Source organism: Brevundimonas sp. GW821-FHT12E07, from assembly GCF_058807035.1.
Genome location: NZ_JBXAQH010000004.1, coordinates 154740 through 169949, shown reverse-complemented (window position 1 = coordinate 169949; position 15210 = coordinate 154740). Strand labels below are relative to the sequence as shown.

General features: G+C 69.6%; 14 protein-coding genes. 8 read left to right on the top strand and 6 right to left on the bottom strand.

The genetic code is table 11. The features are described from left to right. The first annotated feature begins 75 nt into the window (after window positions 1–75). Together AC1ROD_RS15775 and AC1ROD_RS15770 are read left to right on the top strand one after the other, a co-directional pair. The gene (locus tag AC1ROD_RS15775; protein WP_492949454.1) at window positions 76–834 is read left to right on the top strand and encodes an NAD kinase; all 759 of its coding nucleotides are present in this window, start codon (window positions 76–78) and stop codon (window positions 832–834) included. 66 nt (window positions 835–900) lie between these two features. Next, window positions 901–1377: an Hpt domain-containing protein gene (locus tag AC1ROD_RS15770; RefSeq protein ID WP_492949216.1), complete on the top strand. Its 477-nt coding sequence runs from the start codon at window positions 901–903 to the stop codon at window positions 1375–1377. Window positions 1378–1475: 98 nt separating this feature from the next. Here the strand turns inward: AC1ROD_RS15770 and spbR are convergent, their stop codons facing one another. After that, entirely contained in the window at window positions 1476–2618 is a 1143-nt protein-coding gene (spbR, locus tag AC1ROD_RS15765; protein ID WP_492949215.1) for a SpbR family protein, read from the bottom strand. A 392-nt stretch (window positions 2619–3010) separates the two neighbouring features. Further along, on the bottom strand, window positions 3011–3805 hold the full coding sequence (locus tag AC1ROD_RS15760) for a transglycosylase SLT domain-containing protein (protein ID WP_492949214.1): 795 nt from the start codon (window positions 3803–3805) through the stop codon (window positions 3011–3013). 169 nt (window positions 3806–3974) lie between these two features. On the opposite strand from AC1ROD_RS15760, the gene AC1ROD_RS15755 reads away from it, so the two are divergent. Next, window positions 3975–4697 carry a TonB family protein gene (locus tag AC1ROD_RS15755; RefSeq protein WP_492949213.1) on the top strand — a complete coding sequence of 241 codons (723 nt, stop codon included), beginning with the start codon at window positions 3975–3977 and terminating at the stop codon, window positions 4695–4697. On the opposite strand, the gene AC1ROD_RS15750 is transcribed toward AC1ROD_RS15755, so the two are convergent. Further along, window positions 4669–5709, bottom strand: coding sequence for an NAD(P)/FAD-dependent oxidoreductase (locus AC1ROD_RS15750; protein ID WP_492949212.1), 1041 nt, complete (start codon window positions 5707–5709; stop codon window positions 4669–4671). The genes AC1ROD_RS15755 and AC1ROD_RS15750 overlap by 29 nt on opposite strands. Before the next feature lie 52 nt (window positions 5710–5761). Further along, window positions 5762–7624, bottom strand: coding sequence for a phosphoenolpyruvate carboxykinase (GTP) (locus AC1ROD_RS15745; protein WP_492949211.1), 1863 nt, complete (start codon window positions 7622–7624; stop codon window positions 5762–5764). A gap of 203 nt (window positions 7625–7827) precedes the next feature. Between AC1ROD_RS15745 and AC1ROD_RS15740 the strand changes: the two genes are divergently transcribed. From AC1ROD_RS15740 to AC1ROD_RS15730, 3 genes are read left to right on the top strand one after another with little or no spacing between them, the layout of a single operon-like run. After that, the gene (locus tag AC1ROD_RS15740; RefSeq protein WP_492949210.1) at window positions 7828–8463 is read left to right on the top strand and encodes a DUF938 domain-containing protein; all 636 of its coding nucleotides are present in this window, start codon (window positions 7828–7830) and stop codon (window positions 8461–8463) included. Between the two features lie 27 nt (window positions 8464–8490). Next, a complete protein-coding gene (locus AC1ROD_RS15735; RefSeq protein ID WP_492949209.1) occupies window positions 8491–8982 on the top strand; it encodes a GlcG/HbpS family heme-binding protein in 492 nt (163 codons plus the stop codon). Between the two features lie 38 nt (window positions 8983–9020). Continuing rightward, window positions 9021–9791 carry a pseudouridine synthase gene (locus tag AC1ROD_RS15730; RefSeq protein ID WP_492949208.1) on the top strand — a complete coding sequence of 257 codons (771 nt, stop codon included), beginning with the start codon at window positions 9021–9023 and terminating at the stop codon, window positions 9789–9791. On the opposite strand, the gene AC1ROD_RS15725 is transcribed toward AC1ROD_RS15730, so the two are convergent. Continuing rightward, window positions 9781–11025 (bottom strand): class I SAM-dependent RNA methyltransferase, encoded by a 1245-nt coding sequence (locus AC1ROD_RS15725; RefSeq protein WP_492949207.1) that lies wholly within the window; start codon window positions 11023–11025, stop codon window positions 9781–9783. The genes AC1ROD_RS15730 and AC1ROD_RS15725 overlap by 11 nt on opposite strands. A 178-nt stretch (window positions 11026–11203) precedes the next feature. On the opposite strand from AC1ROD_RS15725, the gene AC1ROD_RS15720 reads away from it, so the two are divergent. Beyond that, window positions 11204–11887 carry a glycine zipper 2TM domain-containing protein gene (locus AC1ROD_RS15720; RefSeq protein WP_492949206.1) on the top strand — a complete coding sequence of 228 codons (684 nt, stop codon included), beginning with the start codon at window positions 11204–11206 and terminating at the stop codon, window positions 11885–11887. A 262-nt stretch (window positions 11888–12149) separates the two neighbouring features. On the opposite strand, the gene AC1ROD_RS15715 is transcribed toward AC1ROD_RS15720, so the two are convergent. Beyond that, window positions 12150–12884 carry a TlyA family RNA methyltransferase gene (locus AC1ROD_RS15715; RefSeq protein WP_492949205.1) on the bottom strand — a complete coding sequence of 245 codons (735 nt, stop codon included), beginning with the start codon at window positions 12882–12884 and terminating at the stop codon, window positions 12150–12152. A 350-nt stretch (window positions 12885–13234) separates the two neighbouring features. Between AC1ROD_RS15715 and AC1ROD_RS15710 the strand changes: the two genes are divergently transcribed. Then, on the top strand, window positions 13235–15184 hold the full coding sequence (locus AC1ROD_RS15710; protein WP_492949204.1) for a CocE/NonD family hydrolase: 1950 nt from the start codon (window positions 13235–13237) through the stop codon (window positions 15182–15184). Window positions 15185–15210: the final 26 nt, after the last annotated feature.

Genomic DNA, 15210 nt, shown 5'->3' with positions numbered 1-15210 from the left:
CACACTTCGGTATTTGACTTCGCGACCGGCCTCGGCTTGCGTGCCGCCGTGACCGAAACCGCCCCCTCCCCCCAGATGGCTCTCGCCTTCACCGCCAGCGAGCGTCCCGAGGCGCAGTTCGCGCGCGCGCTGCTGGCCAAGCGCTACGGCTCGGTCCCGATCGAGGAGGCCGACATCATCGTGGCCCTGGGCGGCGACGGCTTCATGCTGGAGACCCTGCACAGCGACCTGACCCGCCGCACGCCCGTCTACGGCATGAACCGCGGCTCCGTCGGCTTCCTGATGAACGACTACGAGGAAGACGACCTCCCGGCCCGCATCGCCGCCGCCGGCCGCGCCGTCATCCACCCGCTGCAGATGGACGCCTGGAACGAGGCCGGAGAGGTCTCCAGCGGCCTGGCCATCAACGAGGTCTCCCTGCTGCGCCAGACGCGCCAGAGCGCCAAGCTGCGCATCACCATCGACGGCAAGGTGCGGCTGGACGAGCTGACCTGCGACGGCTGCATGGTCGCCACGCCCGCGGGTTCGACCGCCTACAACCTCTCGGCCCACGGCCCGATCATCCCCCTGGACGCCCGGATGCTGGCCCTGACCCCGATCAGCGCCTTCCGGCCCCGTCGCTGGCGCGGCGCCCTGCTCTCGCACGAGGCCAGGGTGACCTTCGAGGTGCTGGAGCACGACAAGCGCCCCGTCAGCGCCGTCGCCGACAATCTGGAAATCCGCCGCGTGGCCCGGGTCGATGTGCGCGAGCGCCGCGACATCAGCCTGACCATGCTGTTCGAGGCCGGCCGCTCCTTCGAGGAACGGGTGCTGCTGGAACAATTCACAGGCTAAGCGGAACGGTCACCGTTCCTTAAGGCCAATCGTTCAGTCTGTGGCTGCACGTCCCGAGGAGTCACCGTGAGCAACCCGGCCCAGGTCATTCGCCCGCCCAACACCCTGCGCCTCAAGGTCGGCGGCGGGTTCGGCGGTATCGACGCCAACGCCATCGCCAAGGCCGAAGAGGCCCTGAAGGCGATGTCGGCCCAGTTCGGCCAGTGGCTGCAGGACGAAATCAACAAGCTGGACGCCGCCCAAGCCGCCATCCGCGCCGAGGGTCTGAACGCCCAGACCGCCGAGGGCCTGTATTTCCGCGCCCACGACCTCAAGGGTCTCGGCACCACCTATCAATATCCGCTGGTCACCCGCCTGGCCGGTTCGCTGTGCAAGCTGCTGGACGATCCGACCAAGCGCGCCTCGGCTCCGGTCCGCCTGCTGGACGCCCACATCGACGCCATCAAGGCCGTGGTCCGTGACCAGATCCAGACCGACGACCACCCGGTCGGCCGCGCCCTGGCCGAGACCCTCGAAGCCGAGGTCGCCGCGCACAAGGCGTAAGCCGCGCTCAAGTCGCGAGGCCCCGCGGGCCGAGCATAGCGCCCAGAAAAGAAAACGCCCGCTCGGTCCGAGCGGGCGTTGTTCGTTTGCGGAAAGCCTCAGGCCGCCGAGGCGTTACGGCCCGCGCTCGGCAGCGGCGGCTGGTCCAGCCGCTCCATCAGATAGGCCAGGTCGTCGCGCGGAGTGTTGGGGCGCTGGGTCAGGAACCGCTCCAGCATGCGCTGGCGGAACTCCTCGCCCGAGGTGTCGACGCCCTCGGCCTGAAGCGCGCGCCAGGTGTCGACCCCGGCGCGGAAGGCCTGGAACAGGCGCGGCGGCAGGCCCGCCCTGTCATAGATGGCCTTCAGCCCCAGGGGCCCGGCGTCGTGCACCATCAGCCAGGCGCGCGAATGCGGCGTCGAGGCCAGTTCGGCGACGGCGTGCTCGAACAGCACCATCTGCCCCCGCGCCAGGGCGCGCAGCAGCAGGGAGGCGGTCAAGGCCTTGCGGGTGTTCAGTTGGGCCACGAAGCGCGGCAGGTCGGCGCTGGCCGCCGCCTGATCGACCAGATCGATGGTCGAGCGCTCGCGGGCGAAGGTCGCCAGACGGATGGCGGTCTCGGGGGCCACGGCGTGGCGGCTGATCAGGTGCTCGCGCACGGCGTCGCTGGCCAGGGCGATCAGCTTCTCGGTCACGTCCAGCGGCAGGACCTGACGATAGGACAGGGCCGCGACCACCTCCGGCGTGTCGCCGAACCGGTCGATGGAGCGCAGCATGGCCTGTTCGGACAGGTCGGCGTTGTCGTTCGAGGCGAGGGTGCGCACGGCCATCTCGCAGCCGTCGATGCTCAGGGCGTCGGCGACGTCGCGCGACACCTTGGGGCGACCGGCGATGGCCACCTGACGCACGGCCGATCCGGCGCGGACGATCTCGATCAGGTCATCATCGGTGAACACCGGCGACGAACCGATGATGGGCAGGGCCACGCTGTCGACGTCCGCCGCCAGCCGGCGCGCCACGTCGTGCGGCAGCAGATCCGAGGACTTCAGCGTCACCGCCAGCGACCGGCGCACCAGTTCGGCGGCGTCATTGGCCAGGACGCGCAGGATCTTCTGCGCCGCCTCGCGGTCGGCCTCGTCCAGCTCGGCCCGGTCCATGCTGCGGCACAGTTTGTGCGCCGCCGAGGCGCGCTCATCCTCGTCGGACGCCTTGATCAGGCGGCGGATATCGAACTCGGTCAGGCGGGCGCGGAAGGCGGTCATGCGGCGGCTCTTGATAAGGGCGGACAGAGAATCGGCCCCCGGTTCATCCTCAGCTTGCCATGCTTAACGTCTGGTTTACCAACCCTGTCGTCGCCCCGCTCGGGCTCGCATTCCAGCCGCGCCTTGCGCTTTGAAATCACGCGCCCTTCCGTCCGGGATCGGCGCCCGACCCGGCAGGCCCCGGCGCGGATGTAGAATGGCCTCGGGTCTTTGACATCGCAGGCGACGAACGCCATGCCGCGGCTCCGGGTCTGCACCCGATTGCACGCGTGAGTGCAAAGGCGGGTCGCGACATCCAGACTGTTAAATCAATGGCCTGGCTGCCGCATCTTCATCCAGTGCATTCAGGATTGCACTTTTTGCACCCGCTTTTTTTCGAGTGCACGCGGCCCTCAGACGCTGTCGGGTTCCGGCCCGTAGGCGCCGCCGAAGCCGCTGCTGGCGCCCTTGCCGTCCTGGCCCAGCAGCAGGGCCAGCAGGGTCTCGTTCTGCTTCAGCCGGTCCAGCCGCGCGGCCATCATGATGTCCCGCTCCTGATCGGTCGGCGGCGCCGTCGGTGTGCGACTGATCGAGGCCGGCGAGCCCTCCCCGGCCGTCTTCTGCAGATTGGCGTGGACCTCTGCGACCGTGGCCGGACGGCCGTCGCGGTAGAAGATCGAGCGGTTGGCCTGGGCCGCGTCGGGGAACATGGCCGCCGCGCTGGCGCCCGGGTGCGAGACCATGGCCTCCATCAGCCGGGCCGCCCCCGCCGGCCCCAGGAAGTGGGCGGCGTACAGGTCGCCGGCGCCCGGCTCCTGCCCCGTGCGGCCGCGCAGATAGGCGGCGTTCGACGCCGTCAGCTCCGCTGCCATGCTCGAGGCCGCCTGCGGATCGAACCTCAGGTCCATGACCACATTGCGGGCCGAGCCCTCGACCTGCCAGCGCCCGTCGCGTCCCCGATGGATCAGGTCGGCGTACTGGCCATAGCCGTGCTTGGCGCCCGACTGTTTGACCGTCGACAGCCAGGTCTGTTCGATGAACTGGAACAGCCCCGCCGCCGACGAGGTCCGGGCCTGGGCCGAGGGGTTGAAGGCGCTCTCCCGACGGGCGGTCTTCATCAGGAAGTCGAAGTCCACGCCGGTCGCCGTCGAGGCGCGCCGGATGGCCGCCTCCACGCCGCCAGATGAGGGAATCGATCCAACCGTCATAACGTCCGGGACGCTGGCGGATCGTGGTTAACGAAAGGTAAATCCGCCACCTTCGCGCGTGTCACCGCCAGGTGAGCATTGATAAGCTTGGCCTTGCCCCAAAGCCGACACAAGCCTGGCGCGAACTTCACTTGTGGGCGGCTGGGGAGCGGCCACGGGAGTGACTGCCATGATGATGAAGACAGCCGGCGGACCGGGTCTGGTCAGCCCTCTGGACTACGGCGAACGCAAGAAGCCTTTGCCGCGCGCCACCTGGATCGCCGTGGGGGTGGTGGTCCTGGCCCACGTCGGGGTCGGCGCGGCCCTCTATTATCAGAAGTTCGAACTGACGCCGACCGAGACCACGCCCGAAGATCGGAGGATCATCCTGACGATGGAACGGCCGATCATCCCGCCCGAGCCGCAGAAGCCTCAGCCGCAAGAGCCGCGGCCGACGAACAACATCCACGACACTCCGGCGCCGACCCTGCCGACGCCGACGATCTTCGCGGACACCTCGCCGGTCCCGGCGGCGAATCCGGGCCCGGTCATCGCGTTCGAGGACCCGGCGCCTGCCGTTCATCCGGTCGTCGCGGAGCCGCCGCGCACCCCGCCGGTGATCACCCGACCGCAGTGGGCCAGCCAGCCCTCGGCGGCGCAGATGAGCCGGGCCTACCCCGAGCGGGCCCTGCAGGACGGGATTTCGGGCTCGGCGTCCCTGATCTGCACGGTCAGTGCAGCGGGCGCCCTGAGCAACTGCGCGGTGACGTCGGAGAACCCGTCCAACCGCCGCTTCGGCTCGGCGGCCCTGGGGCTGACCCGGTACTTCCGCATGCAGCCCGGCGCGGTCGACGGTCAGGCCATCGACGGCGCGCGCGTGAGCTTCAGCGTTCGCTTCGCGGCGCCGGAGTAAACCTCAGCGGGTTCAGGGCGGCGGCGTGCTCGATCATGTCGCCGCCCTCGACTGCATCCGCCACGACCCGCCCGACCAGAGGCCCCAGCAGCCAGCCGTTGCGACGCGGGGCCAGGGCCAGATACAGCCCCGCTTCGCCGCTGAAGCCCGCCATCGGCAGGCCGTCCGGCGTCGCCCCGCGCACGCCCACCCGCCAATAGACCCCGTCCTCGATCTCGCACTCGATCAGGGCCGCCGCCATGGCCGCCAGCTGGGCGCCGACATCGGCGTCGGGCTCCAGATCGCGCCGCCCGGGCTCCATCGTCGCCCCGATCAGGGTCCCGCCCTCGGTCGGCGCCACATAGCCCCCTGCCCCGCGCGTCACCGTCTCCGCCAGGGTCTGGGCGGTGAAGCCGATCTGGCCCCGGATCGGAGAGATCTGGCGGACCCGTCCCGCGACCGCCTCCGGCAGGCCCGGCAGGGGCTCGGCGACGCCGGTGGCCAGCACCACGGTCTTCGCCTCGATCGGCCCCGCCTCCGTCTCGACGCGCCAGCCCGTCGCCGTCCGGTCGATGCGGAGGGCCGAGGCCTCGACCGGCGGGGGCTTCAGCAGCGCCTTCAGGGCCGCCAGAGCCGACACAGGGTCCACCTGAACGTCATCCGCGACATGGACCTGCCCCTGATCATCCAGCGAGGCCTCAAAGCCCAGGGCCTCAAGCGCCGCGACCGTCCGTTCGCCATCCTTGCCGCGCCAGACGGCGGGCGCGGGCTTCAGCCTGACCTCGGGAATGTCCGCCCACAGCCGTCCGGCCTCGCGCAGCAGCCGCGCATGCTCAGGGCTGGCCCCGTCGACGAAGGCCTCGATCCCCGGGGCGATCATCCCCGCCGCCACGGACGAGGCGTTGCCGCCGCCCGGGTCCAGCACCACCACCGCCCGCCCGCGCCGGGTCAGCGCCACGGCGGTGCAGAGGCCCAGCACGCCGGCGCCGATGACGAGAGTGTCGGTAGTCAGGGGAGGAAACGAAGAAGGCACGGACCGTCCTTCGACCGCCCGCGCCTCCTTTTCAAGTCGTCAGAGGGCTGACTTACGCCGAAACCGCCAGCCCGCCCTCGGCGTTCAGCCGCTCGACCAGCGCCTCGTGCTGGGCCCACAGGGCCTTGGGCAGGCGGTCGCCGAACCTGTCGTAGAAGGCCGGGATCAGCGAGGCTTCCTCGCTCCAGACCTGGGTGTCGACGTCCAGCAGCAGCTGCAGGTCGGCGTCCGACAGGTCGAGGCCTTCGAGGTCCAGCGCCGAGGCCGGGGGCACGCGGCCGACCGGGGTCTCGGTCGCCGTCGCCTTGCCGTCCAGACGCTCGGAGATCCACTTCAGGACGCGGGCGTTCTCGCCGAAGCCCGGCCAGACGAACTGGCCGTCCTCGTTCTTGCGGAACCAGTTGACGAAGTAGATGCGCGGCAGCTTCGAGGCGTCCTGCGCCTTCTCGCCCAAGCCCAGCCAGTGCTTGAAGTAGTCGCCCATGTTGTAGCCGCAGAAGGGCAGCATGGCGAAGGGATCGCGGCGCAGCTCGCCGATGGCGTTCTCGGCGGCGGCGGTGCCCTCCGAGGCGACGGTCGAGCCCAGGAACACCCCGTGTTCCCAGTCGAAGGCCTCGGTCACCAGCGGCACGGCAGAGGCGCGGCGGCCGCCGAACAGGATGGCCGAGATCGGCACGCCCTTGGGGTCTTCCCACTCGGGCGCGATGGTCGGGCACTGCGACGCCGGAGAGGCGAAGCGGGCGTTCGGGTGGGCCGCGGGCTCGCCCGAGGCGGCGTCATAGGCGGCGCCCTTCCAGGTCGTCATCCCCTCCGGCGCGTCCTTCGACATCCCTTCCCACCAGACGTCGCCATCGGCGGTCAGGGCGGTGTTGGTGAAGACGGTGTTGGTGGCCAGGGTCGCCATGGCGTTGGTGTTCGACGCATGGCTGGTGCCCGGCGCGACGCCGAAGAAGCCCGCTTCCGGGTTCACGGCGTACAGGCGGCCGTCGTCGCCGAAGCGCATCCAGGCGATGTCGTCGCCGATGGTCTCGGCCTTCCAGCCCGGCAGCGTCGGCTGCAGCATGGCCAGGTTGGTCTTGCCGCAGGCGCTCGGGAAGGCGGCGGCGATGTACTTCGCCTGCCCTTCCGGGTTGGTCAGCTTGAGGATCAGCATATGCTCGGCCAGCCAGCCCTCGTCGCGGGCCATGACCGAGGCGATGCGCAGGGCGTAGCACTTCTTGCCCAGCAGGGCGTTGCCGCCGTAGCCCGAGCCGTAGGACCAGATCTCGCGCGTCTCGGGGAAGTGGACGATCCACTTGTCGGCGTTGCAGGGCCAGGCCACGTCCGACTGGCCGGGGGCCAGCGGCGCGCCCAGCGTATGGACCGCTGGCACGAAGACGCCGTCGTCGCCCAGCACGTCCAGCGCAGGCTTGCCCATCCGGGTCATGATGCCCATCGACACGGCGACATAGCCGCTGTCGGTGATCTCGACGCCCAGGGCGGAGATCTTGGAGCCCAGCGGCCCCATCGAGAAGGGCACGACATACATGGTCCGGCCGACCATGCAGCCGTCGAACAGGCCGTCCAGCCGCTCGCGCATCTCGATCGGATCGGACCAGTTGTTGGTCGGGCCGGCGTCGGCCTCGTCCTCGGAGCAGATGAAGGTGCGGCTCTCGACCCGGGCCACGTCGCGCGGATCGGAGGCGGCGTAGTAGCTGCCGGGGCGTTTGACCGGGTCCAGCGCCTTCAGCGTGCCCTTGTCGATCAGGTCGGCGACGATGGCGGCCTTCTCGGCCTCCGACCCATCGCACCAGTGCACCCGGTCCGGCCGCGTCAGCGCCGCGATCTGCTCCACCCAGGCGACCAGCCGGGCGTGACGCGTTGGCGCAGGGTGAAGGCCCGGTACGGATACCGGTTCGATCTCGAGGGCGGACATGGCATAGCTCCTGAACCGTCGGTCGCGGCGCTCATTTCGAAGCGGCGTCGCTGACCCATGCAAGTAACATGACGTGATGTTTCAGTTACAAAGACAGCCTGCGGACCCTGCGTCAACTGTGGCAAGTTTCCACCTCGCAGACCCGCTATGTTGTTCATCATGAAGTGATTTTTGACCTCTGCGATGACACCGGTATCATTCGAATGAAGACGATGGATAGGCTTGAAAACCTGCCGTCCGGAGCGATTTCCTCACCGGCGGCGAGACGCAACATCGAACCTATCCGACAGGTTCTTTTCGCGCACTTTCCGACCCGTGGGCGGGTGCTCGAGGTTGCCGCGGGCTCGGGCGAGCACGCCGTGGCCTTCGCCGAGTCGTTCCCGGGTCTCGAGTGGACGCCCGCCGACCCCAGCGAGGAGGCGCGGATCAGCATCGGCGCCTGGACCGGCCTCCATGGCCCGCCGAACCTGCGCCCGCCCCTCGATCTGGACGCTTCCAACCCCGAGAGCTGGCCTGAAGGCCCGTTCGACGCGGTCGTCTGCATCAACATGATCCACATCAGCCCCTGGGCCGCGACGGAGGGACTGATGGCCGGCGCCGGGCGGGTTCTGGCCAATCCTGGCGGCCTGCTGGCCCTGTACGGCCCCTATCGCGAGGCGGACGTCGCGCTGGCCCCGTCCAACGCCGCCTTCGACGACAGCCTGACGTCGCGCGACCCGGCCTGGGGCCTGCGCGACCGCGACGCCGTCGCCGCCGAGGCCCGCAAGCACGGCCTGCACCTGACCCGGCGCATCGCCATGCCGGCCAACAACCTGATGCTACTGTTCCGCCGCGCCTGACCCACAACCAAGACCAAGGAAACGCCCATGAAGACCGCCCTCATCGCCGCCGCCCTGCTCGCCCTCGCCGCGCCGGCCTTCGCCCAGACGGCGGCCCCTGCCCCCGCGCCGTCGCCGCAAGCCCCCGCCTATGGCGCGCCGATCAGCATGGAGGCGGCACAGGCCCTGATCGCCCGGGCGGTGGCCGCCGCCGAGGCGCGTCACTTCCGCATGGCCGTGGCTATCGTCGAGCCCTCGGGCGAGCTGGTCGCCTTCGTGCGCATGGACGACACCCAGTACGGCTCGATCTTCGTGGCCCAGAAGAAGGCCACGACGGCCGCCCGCTACCGGATGCCGACCTCGACGATGGAAGAGCGCACCCTGGCCGGCCGCACCGTCACCCTCGCCAACGAGGACAGCCTGCCCATCGCCGGCGGCATCCCCATCGTCGTGGACGGCAGGATCGTCGGGGCCATCGGCGTCTCGGGCGCCGCGGCGTCGGAGGACAATGAGATCGCGAAGGCCGCGCTCGGTCAGTAAGCCTTTGCGCTCCGGGAGCCATGGCCTAGAGGAGCGCCATGGCTTTCACCCGCACTTATGACGGCGACGAACCGATCCGGCTGAACAAGTGGATGGGCCAGACCGGCGTCTGTTCCCGGCGCGAGGCCGACGCCCTGATCGCCCAGGGTCTGGTCTCCATCGACGGGGCCGTGGTCACCGACGCCGGGCGCAAGATCGAGACCGGCCAGACCCTCACCCTCGCCGATCAGGCGACCGAGGCGCTGGCGGCCGGCGTCACCATCCTGATCCACAAGCCCGTCGGCTATGTCTCGGGCCAGCCTGAGCCCGACAAGCGGCCCGCCGTGCGCCTGATCACCGAGGGCAACCGCATTGGTGAGGGCGAGGTCCCGGCCGACGACGTCTCCCTGCCCCCGATCGGACGGCTCGACGAGGACTCGCGCGGCCTGCTGATCCTGTCGTCCGACGGCGTCGTGGCCAAGGCGGTGATCGGGCCCGACAGCGACCTCGACAAGGAGTACCTCGTCCGGGTCGTCGGCGACGTGACCGAGAAGAAGCTCAAGATCCTGCGCCACGGCCTGATGCTGGACGGGCGTCAGCTGCGGCCCGCCTACGTCAGCCGGATGGAGTCCTTCCGGCTGAAGTTCATCCTGCGCGAGGGCCGCAATCGCCAGATCCGGCGGATGTGCGAGATGGTGGACCTGGAGGTCGTCGACCTGATCCGCGTCCGCATCGGCCCGATCCGGCTGGACGGCATCCCCGAGGGCAAGTGGCGGATGGCCACGGCCGAAGAGCGCGCCGCCCTGCTGGGGCAAGCCCCTAGCGCCTGAACACCCCGACCAGTTCGACGTGGGCCGACCAGAGGAACTGGTCGACGGGGGTCACCGTCTCCAGCCGGAAGCCGGCGTCGATCAGCACCCTGGCGTCGCGGGCGAAGGTGGTGGGGTTGCAGGACACGCCCACCACGACCGAGGCCTTGGTACCGGCGATCTGCTGCGTCTGGTCAATGGCGCCGGCGCGGGGCGGGTCGAAGACGATGGCGTCGCAGCCCTTGAGGTCGAACGGCGACAGGGGGCGGCGGAACAGGTCGCGCGCCTCGGCCGTGATCTGGCGCAGGCCCGAGGTCGAGCTGACCCCCGCCTTCAGGGCCGCGATCCCGGGCGCAGAGGCGTCGGCGGCCAGCACCGGGGCCACGGTCGCCAGGGGGAAGGTGAAGCTGCCCGAGCCGCAGAACAGGTCGGCGACCTTCTTTGCCCCCTTCACGGCGGCGACGGCGCGGCTGGTCATGGCCAGCTCGGCTTCGGGCACGGCCTGAAGGAAGCCGCCGGGCGGCACGGGCACGCTGGCCGGGCCGAACATGACGCGGGGCTGGCGGGCCATGACGAGAGTCTCGCCGGCCATGCTCAAACGGGCCAGATCGGCCTCGCCGGCGGCGCGGATGGCCTGCATCTGCCGGTCGCGCGACAGGCCGCCCGACTTGCGCTCCACCCCCGTCACATCGACGTCGAGGCCAGCCTCGGTCCAGGTCACATGAAGCGTGGGCGCCGACTTGGGATGTTCGAGGAAGGCGCCCGCGACCTTGGCCAGCGAGGGGAAGGCGCGGACCAGACGCGGATCGGCGACCGGGCATTCGGCGATCTCGACCAGCCGCCAGCTCTTCCTCGCCTTGAAGCCGAGGACGACCTTGCCGTTCTCGAGGCGGCGGGCGTGCAGGGCCACGCGGCGGCGCGAGGCCATGGGTACGGCGACGGTGGCCTCGATCTCGGTCTCGATGCCTTCGCGGGCCAGGGCCAGCCGGACCTGCTCGCGCTTCCACTCCAGATAGGGGCCGGTCGCCCAGTGCTGCAGCGAACAGCCGCCGCAGTCGCCGTACTGGGGCGAGACGGGGGCGATCCGGTCGGGGCTGGGGGTCAGGATCTCCACGCCCTCGACGCGGCCGTCCTTGATCGTCTCGGCGCGGATGGTCTCGCCGGGCAGGGTCAGGGGCGCGAACACCAGGCCCGCAGGCGTCTGGGCGATCCCATCGCCCTGTCCGCCGACGCGGGCGATCGTCAATGTTTCCATCAGCGGGTCTCTATCCCCTCCCCCTCCAGCGCTCAAGCAGCGCGCTCTTCCCAAACCTGAACGAAGATGAACGGCGCGCTCAAAGGCCGTTCAGCTTCGGGGTCGTAAACCCTGATGCAACAGACGGGGAGCTGATCCGTTCAGCGGCCAGATCTGCAACAGGGACAAGGTACACACGATGTTCGCCGCCTTCTCAAAACCCGTTCTGGCCGCCGTCGCCGTCGCGACCGCCGCCGCTTCGCTGCCCGCCGCAGCCAGCGCCCAGACCTACGTCCAGGGCTATGGCGGCGCGACCTATGGCCAGCCGCAGTACGACTACGGCCAGCAACGCTACTACGACCCGTGCGACCGTGAGCGTCAGGGCCGCACCGGGGCCGGCGCCGTGATCGGCGCGGGCGCGGGCGCCGTCGTCGGCTCCCAGCTGGCCGCGCGCGGCCGCCGCACCGAGGGCTCGATCCTGGGCGGCGTGCTCGGCGCCGTCATCGGCGGCAGCGTCGGTCGCGGCTCCAGCGACCGCTGCTATGAAAACCAGGGCTACGGCCAGCCGGCTTATAGCTCGGGCTATGGTCAACCGGTCTACCAAGGCTACGACCAGCGCGGTTACGACAATCGCGGATACTCGCAGTCGTCGTCGGTCTATTACGACGAGAACGGCTATGGCCCGTACAGCACCGCCCCCTCCTACTCGGGCCCGTCCAGCAGCTACGGCTCCTATAACCAGGGCTACACGGACGGTCGTCAGGACGCCCGCCGCGACCGCCGGGACGGCTATGACCGTCGCGACGCCTACAGCGGCCAGGTTCAGTACAGCGCCGACGGCCGGTACTGGTACGACCCCCAATACGGCTGGCGCCCGCGCTAAGCCCCAACAAGATCGCGGCGTCGATTCTTTTCAGCCCCCCTGTCGGTCGACGACGTGACGGGAGCCCCCGGTGGAGCAATCCATCGGGGGCTTTCTTTTTTGGTGTCGCTAACGCTCGCCGCGCGGCGGCTCGCTGCTTGAGCGACATCGTTGAGTGTCGCTACCGCTCGCCGCGCGGCGGCTCGCTGTTTGAGCGACATCGTTGAGTGTCGCTAACGCTCGCCGCGCGGCGGCTCGCTGCTTGAGCGAGGTGGTTGGTTTATCAGCCTCCCTTCGTGGCCCAGAGCAGGAACTCGATGTTGCCGTCACCGCCGGTGATGGGGCTTTCGGTTGTAGCGTTCACGGTCCAGCCGATGCCTTCCAGCCAGTCGCGGACGCCGGTGACGGCGGCGGCGTGGGCCTCGGGGTCCTTGACCACGCCTTTCTTGCCGGCGCTGGAAGGGCCCGAGCCTTCGAACTGGGGTTTGACGAGGGCGATCAGGTCGGCGCCCGGCGCGGCCAGATCGAGAGCGGCGGGCAAAACCTTGGCGAGGCCGATGAAGCTGGCGTCGCAGACGACCAGTTCGGGGGCGTCAGGGATCAGGGTCGCGTCGAGCGTGCGGGCGTCGGTCTTTTCCAGATTGATCACCCGGGGATCGGTGGCGATCCGCTCATGCATCTGGCCCGAGCCGACGTCGACGGCGAAAACCCTGCTCGCACCGCGCTCCAGACAGACCTCGGTGAAGCCGCCGGTCGAGGCGCCGACGTCCAGAGCCACCCTCCCCTCCACCGCGACGGGCCACAGGGTCAGGGCGTGGTCCAGCTTCAGCGCGCCGCGCCCAACGAAACGGTGGGCGTCCACGGCGGTGACCTCGGCGTCGCGATCGACCTTCTGCGAGGCCGACTTCGCGGGCTGGCCGTTGACGGTGACCCCGCCCGCCTCGATGGCCGCGCGCGCTCTGGAGCGGCTCTCGGACAGGCCGCGGTCGACGAGCAGTTGGTCCAGTCGGTCTCTCATCACGATCCTTGCCGTTCCTGTTCTGGCGGTCTGAAAACACACTGACAGACTGCCAAATCCTGCCAAACGTCCCCGTGGAACCCGGCGCGGCGCCGCAAAAAAGAGCGCCAAACCGTGCCAAACCGCGCCACTTCGGACGGGGCCGTCGGGGGAGAATCCGCCGGGGAAGTATCCTAGCACGCGCACGGGCGCGGCGGGTTTAAGGAAGTCGATGGCGCCGTGGGCCAGCCGTGGCCGGATTTCCGTACGCTGACCCGAATGTCTCCACCGTCTGCCGGCGGGGGTGCGACAGCTTGTCCATTGCGACGGTGCATGATCTTGTCCGGCGTCCAGCCCGGAGGAGACCGTCCATGTCCCGCACTCGCACCCGCCTGTCCGTCATCCTCGCCGCCGTCGCTGCGACCGTCGCCTCCGCCGCCCTGGCGCAAACGGTCCCGCCCGCTCAGGACGACGCCCTGACCGCCTCGAAGACCGAGATCCCTGCCGCCTTCCAGCCGGGCGTGCCCGCCGACAACTATGTCCGGCGCGAGGTGATGATCCCCATGCGCGACGGGGTCCGGCTGCACACCGTCATCATCATCCCCAAGGGGCTGACGGATGCGCCGATGATCCTGGATCGCACCCCCTACAACGCCAACCGCCTGACCAACGGCACGGGCAGCACCCATGCCGAGATGCTGGTGCGTCAGGGCTACGGCACCCTCCTCCAGAACGGATATATCCTCGTCGCCCAGGACGTGCGCGGGAAGTACGGGTCGGAGGGCGACTATGTGATGAACCGGCCCGTCGTGGGGCCGCTGAACTCGACCGGCGTCGACCACGCCACCGACGCCTATGACACCATCGACTGGCTGTCGAAGAACGTGCCCGAGTCCAACGGCCGGGTCGGGACCATGGGCAACTCCTACGACGGCTTCACCGTCACCCAGAGCCTGATCAACCCTCACCCGGCGCTCAAGGCCGCCGTGCCGATGATGGCCATGGTGGACGGCTGGATGGGCGACGACTGGTTCCACAACGGCGCCTTCCGCTGGCTGGGCGCCATCGACTATGCGCTGGGGCAGGAAGGCGCGCGCTCGGGCGGCCCGGCCTGGCCCGCCGCCTGTTTCGACGACTATGAATGCGCCCTGGCCGCGGGTTCGGCGGCCCAGCTGGGCGAGACCAAGGGGGTTCAGCAGACCGGCTTCTGGAACCAGTTGCTGCGCCACCCGTCCTATGACGCCTGGTGGCAGGCCCAGGCCGTGGACAAGATCCTGGCCCAGCAGCCGCTCAAGGTGCCGACCCTCTGGGTCCAGGGCCTGTGGGATCAGGAGGACATCTACGGGACGCTGGCGGCCTGGCGCGCGGTCGAGCCCAAGGACGTCAACAACGACATGAACTTCCTGGTCGCCGGCCCGTGGATGCACGGCGGCGCCTATCGCGACAGCGGCTCCAGCATCGGCGACGTCCAGTTCGACAGCGCCACCGCCTTCTACTTCCAGCGCCACGTCCTGCTGCCCTTCCTCGACGCCCATCTGAAGACCCACGGGGCGCCGGCGGACATCGCGCCCGTGACCCTGTTCGAGTCAGGCCGCAACGAGTGGCGTCACCTGCAGTCCTGGCCGACCGACGTGCCCTCGCGCCGCCTGTATCTTCAGGCCGGCAACGGTCTGGGCTTCACCGCCCCTGCGGAAGGCGGTCAGGCGTTTGACGAATACATCTCTGACCCGGCCCATCCGGTGCCCTATATCCAGCGGCCGGTGCGCGGCGACGCCTGGCGGACCTGGCTGGCGACCGACCAGCGCCCCTACAGCGACCGCGCCGACGTGGTGACCTATGTCTCCGAGCCCCTGACCGAGGCGGTGCGCATCTCGGGCAATCCGCAGGTGCATCTGTTCGCCGCGACGACCGGCACGGACTCCGACTGGGTGGTCAAGCTGATCGACGTCTATCCGTCCGAATACTGGCTCCAGCCCGAGATGGGCGGCTATCAGCTGGCGGTGTCGATGGACATCTTCCGCGGCCGCTATCGCGAGAGCCTCAGCGATCCGAAGGCGATCGCGCCCAACCGGCCGCTGGAATACAAATGGGCCCTGCCCGCGGCCAGCCACACCTTCCTGCCGGGTCACCGGATCATGGTGCAGGTCCAGTCCAGCTGGTTCCCGCTCTACGACCGCAATCCCCAGACCTTCGTGCCGAACATCATGTTCGCCAGGCCCGAGGATTATCGCCGCGCGACCCAGCGGGTCTATCACTCCGGGGCCAACGCCACCTTCATCGACCTGCCCATCGCGGTGGATCAGGCGGGCGAGGCGCACTGACCGCCTCTCACCGCTCATCCCGGCGA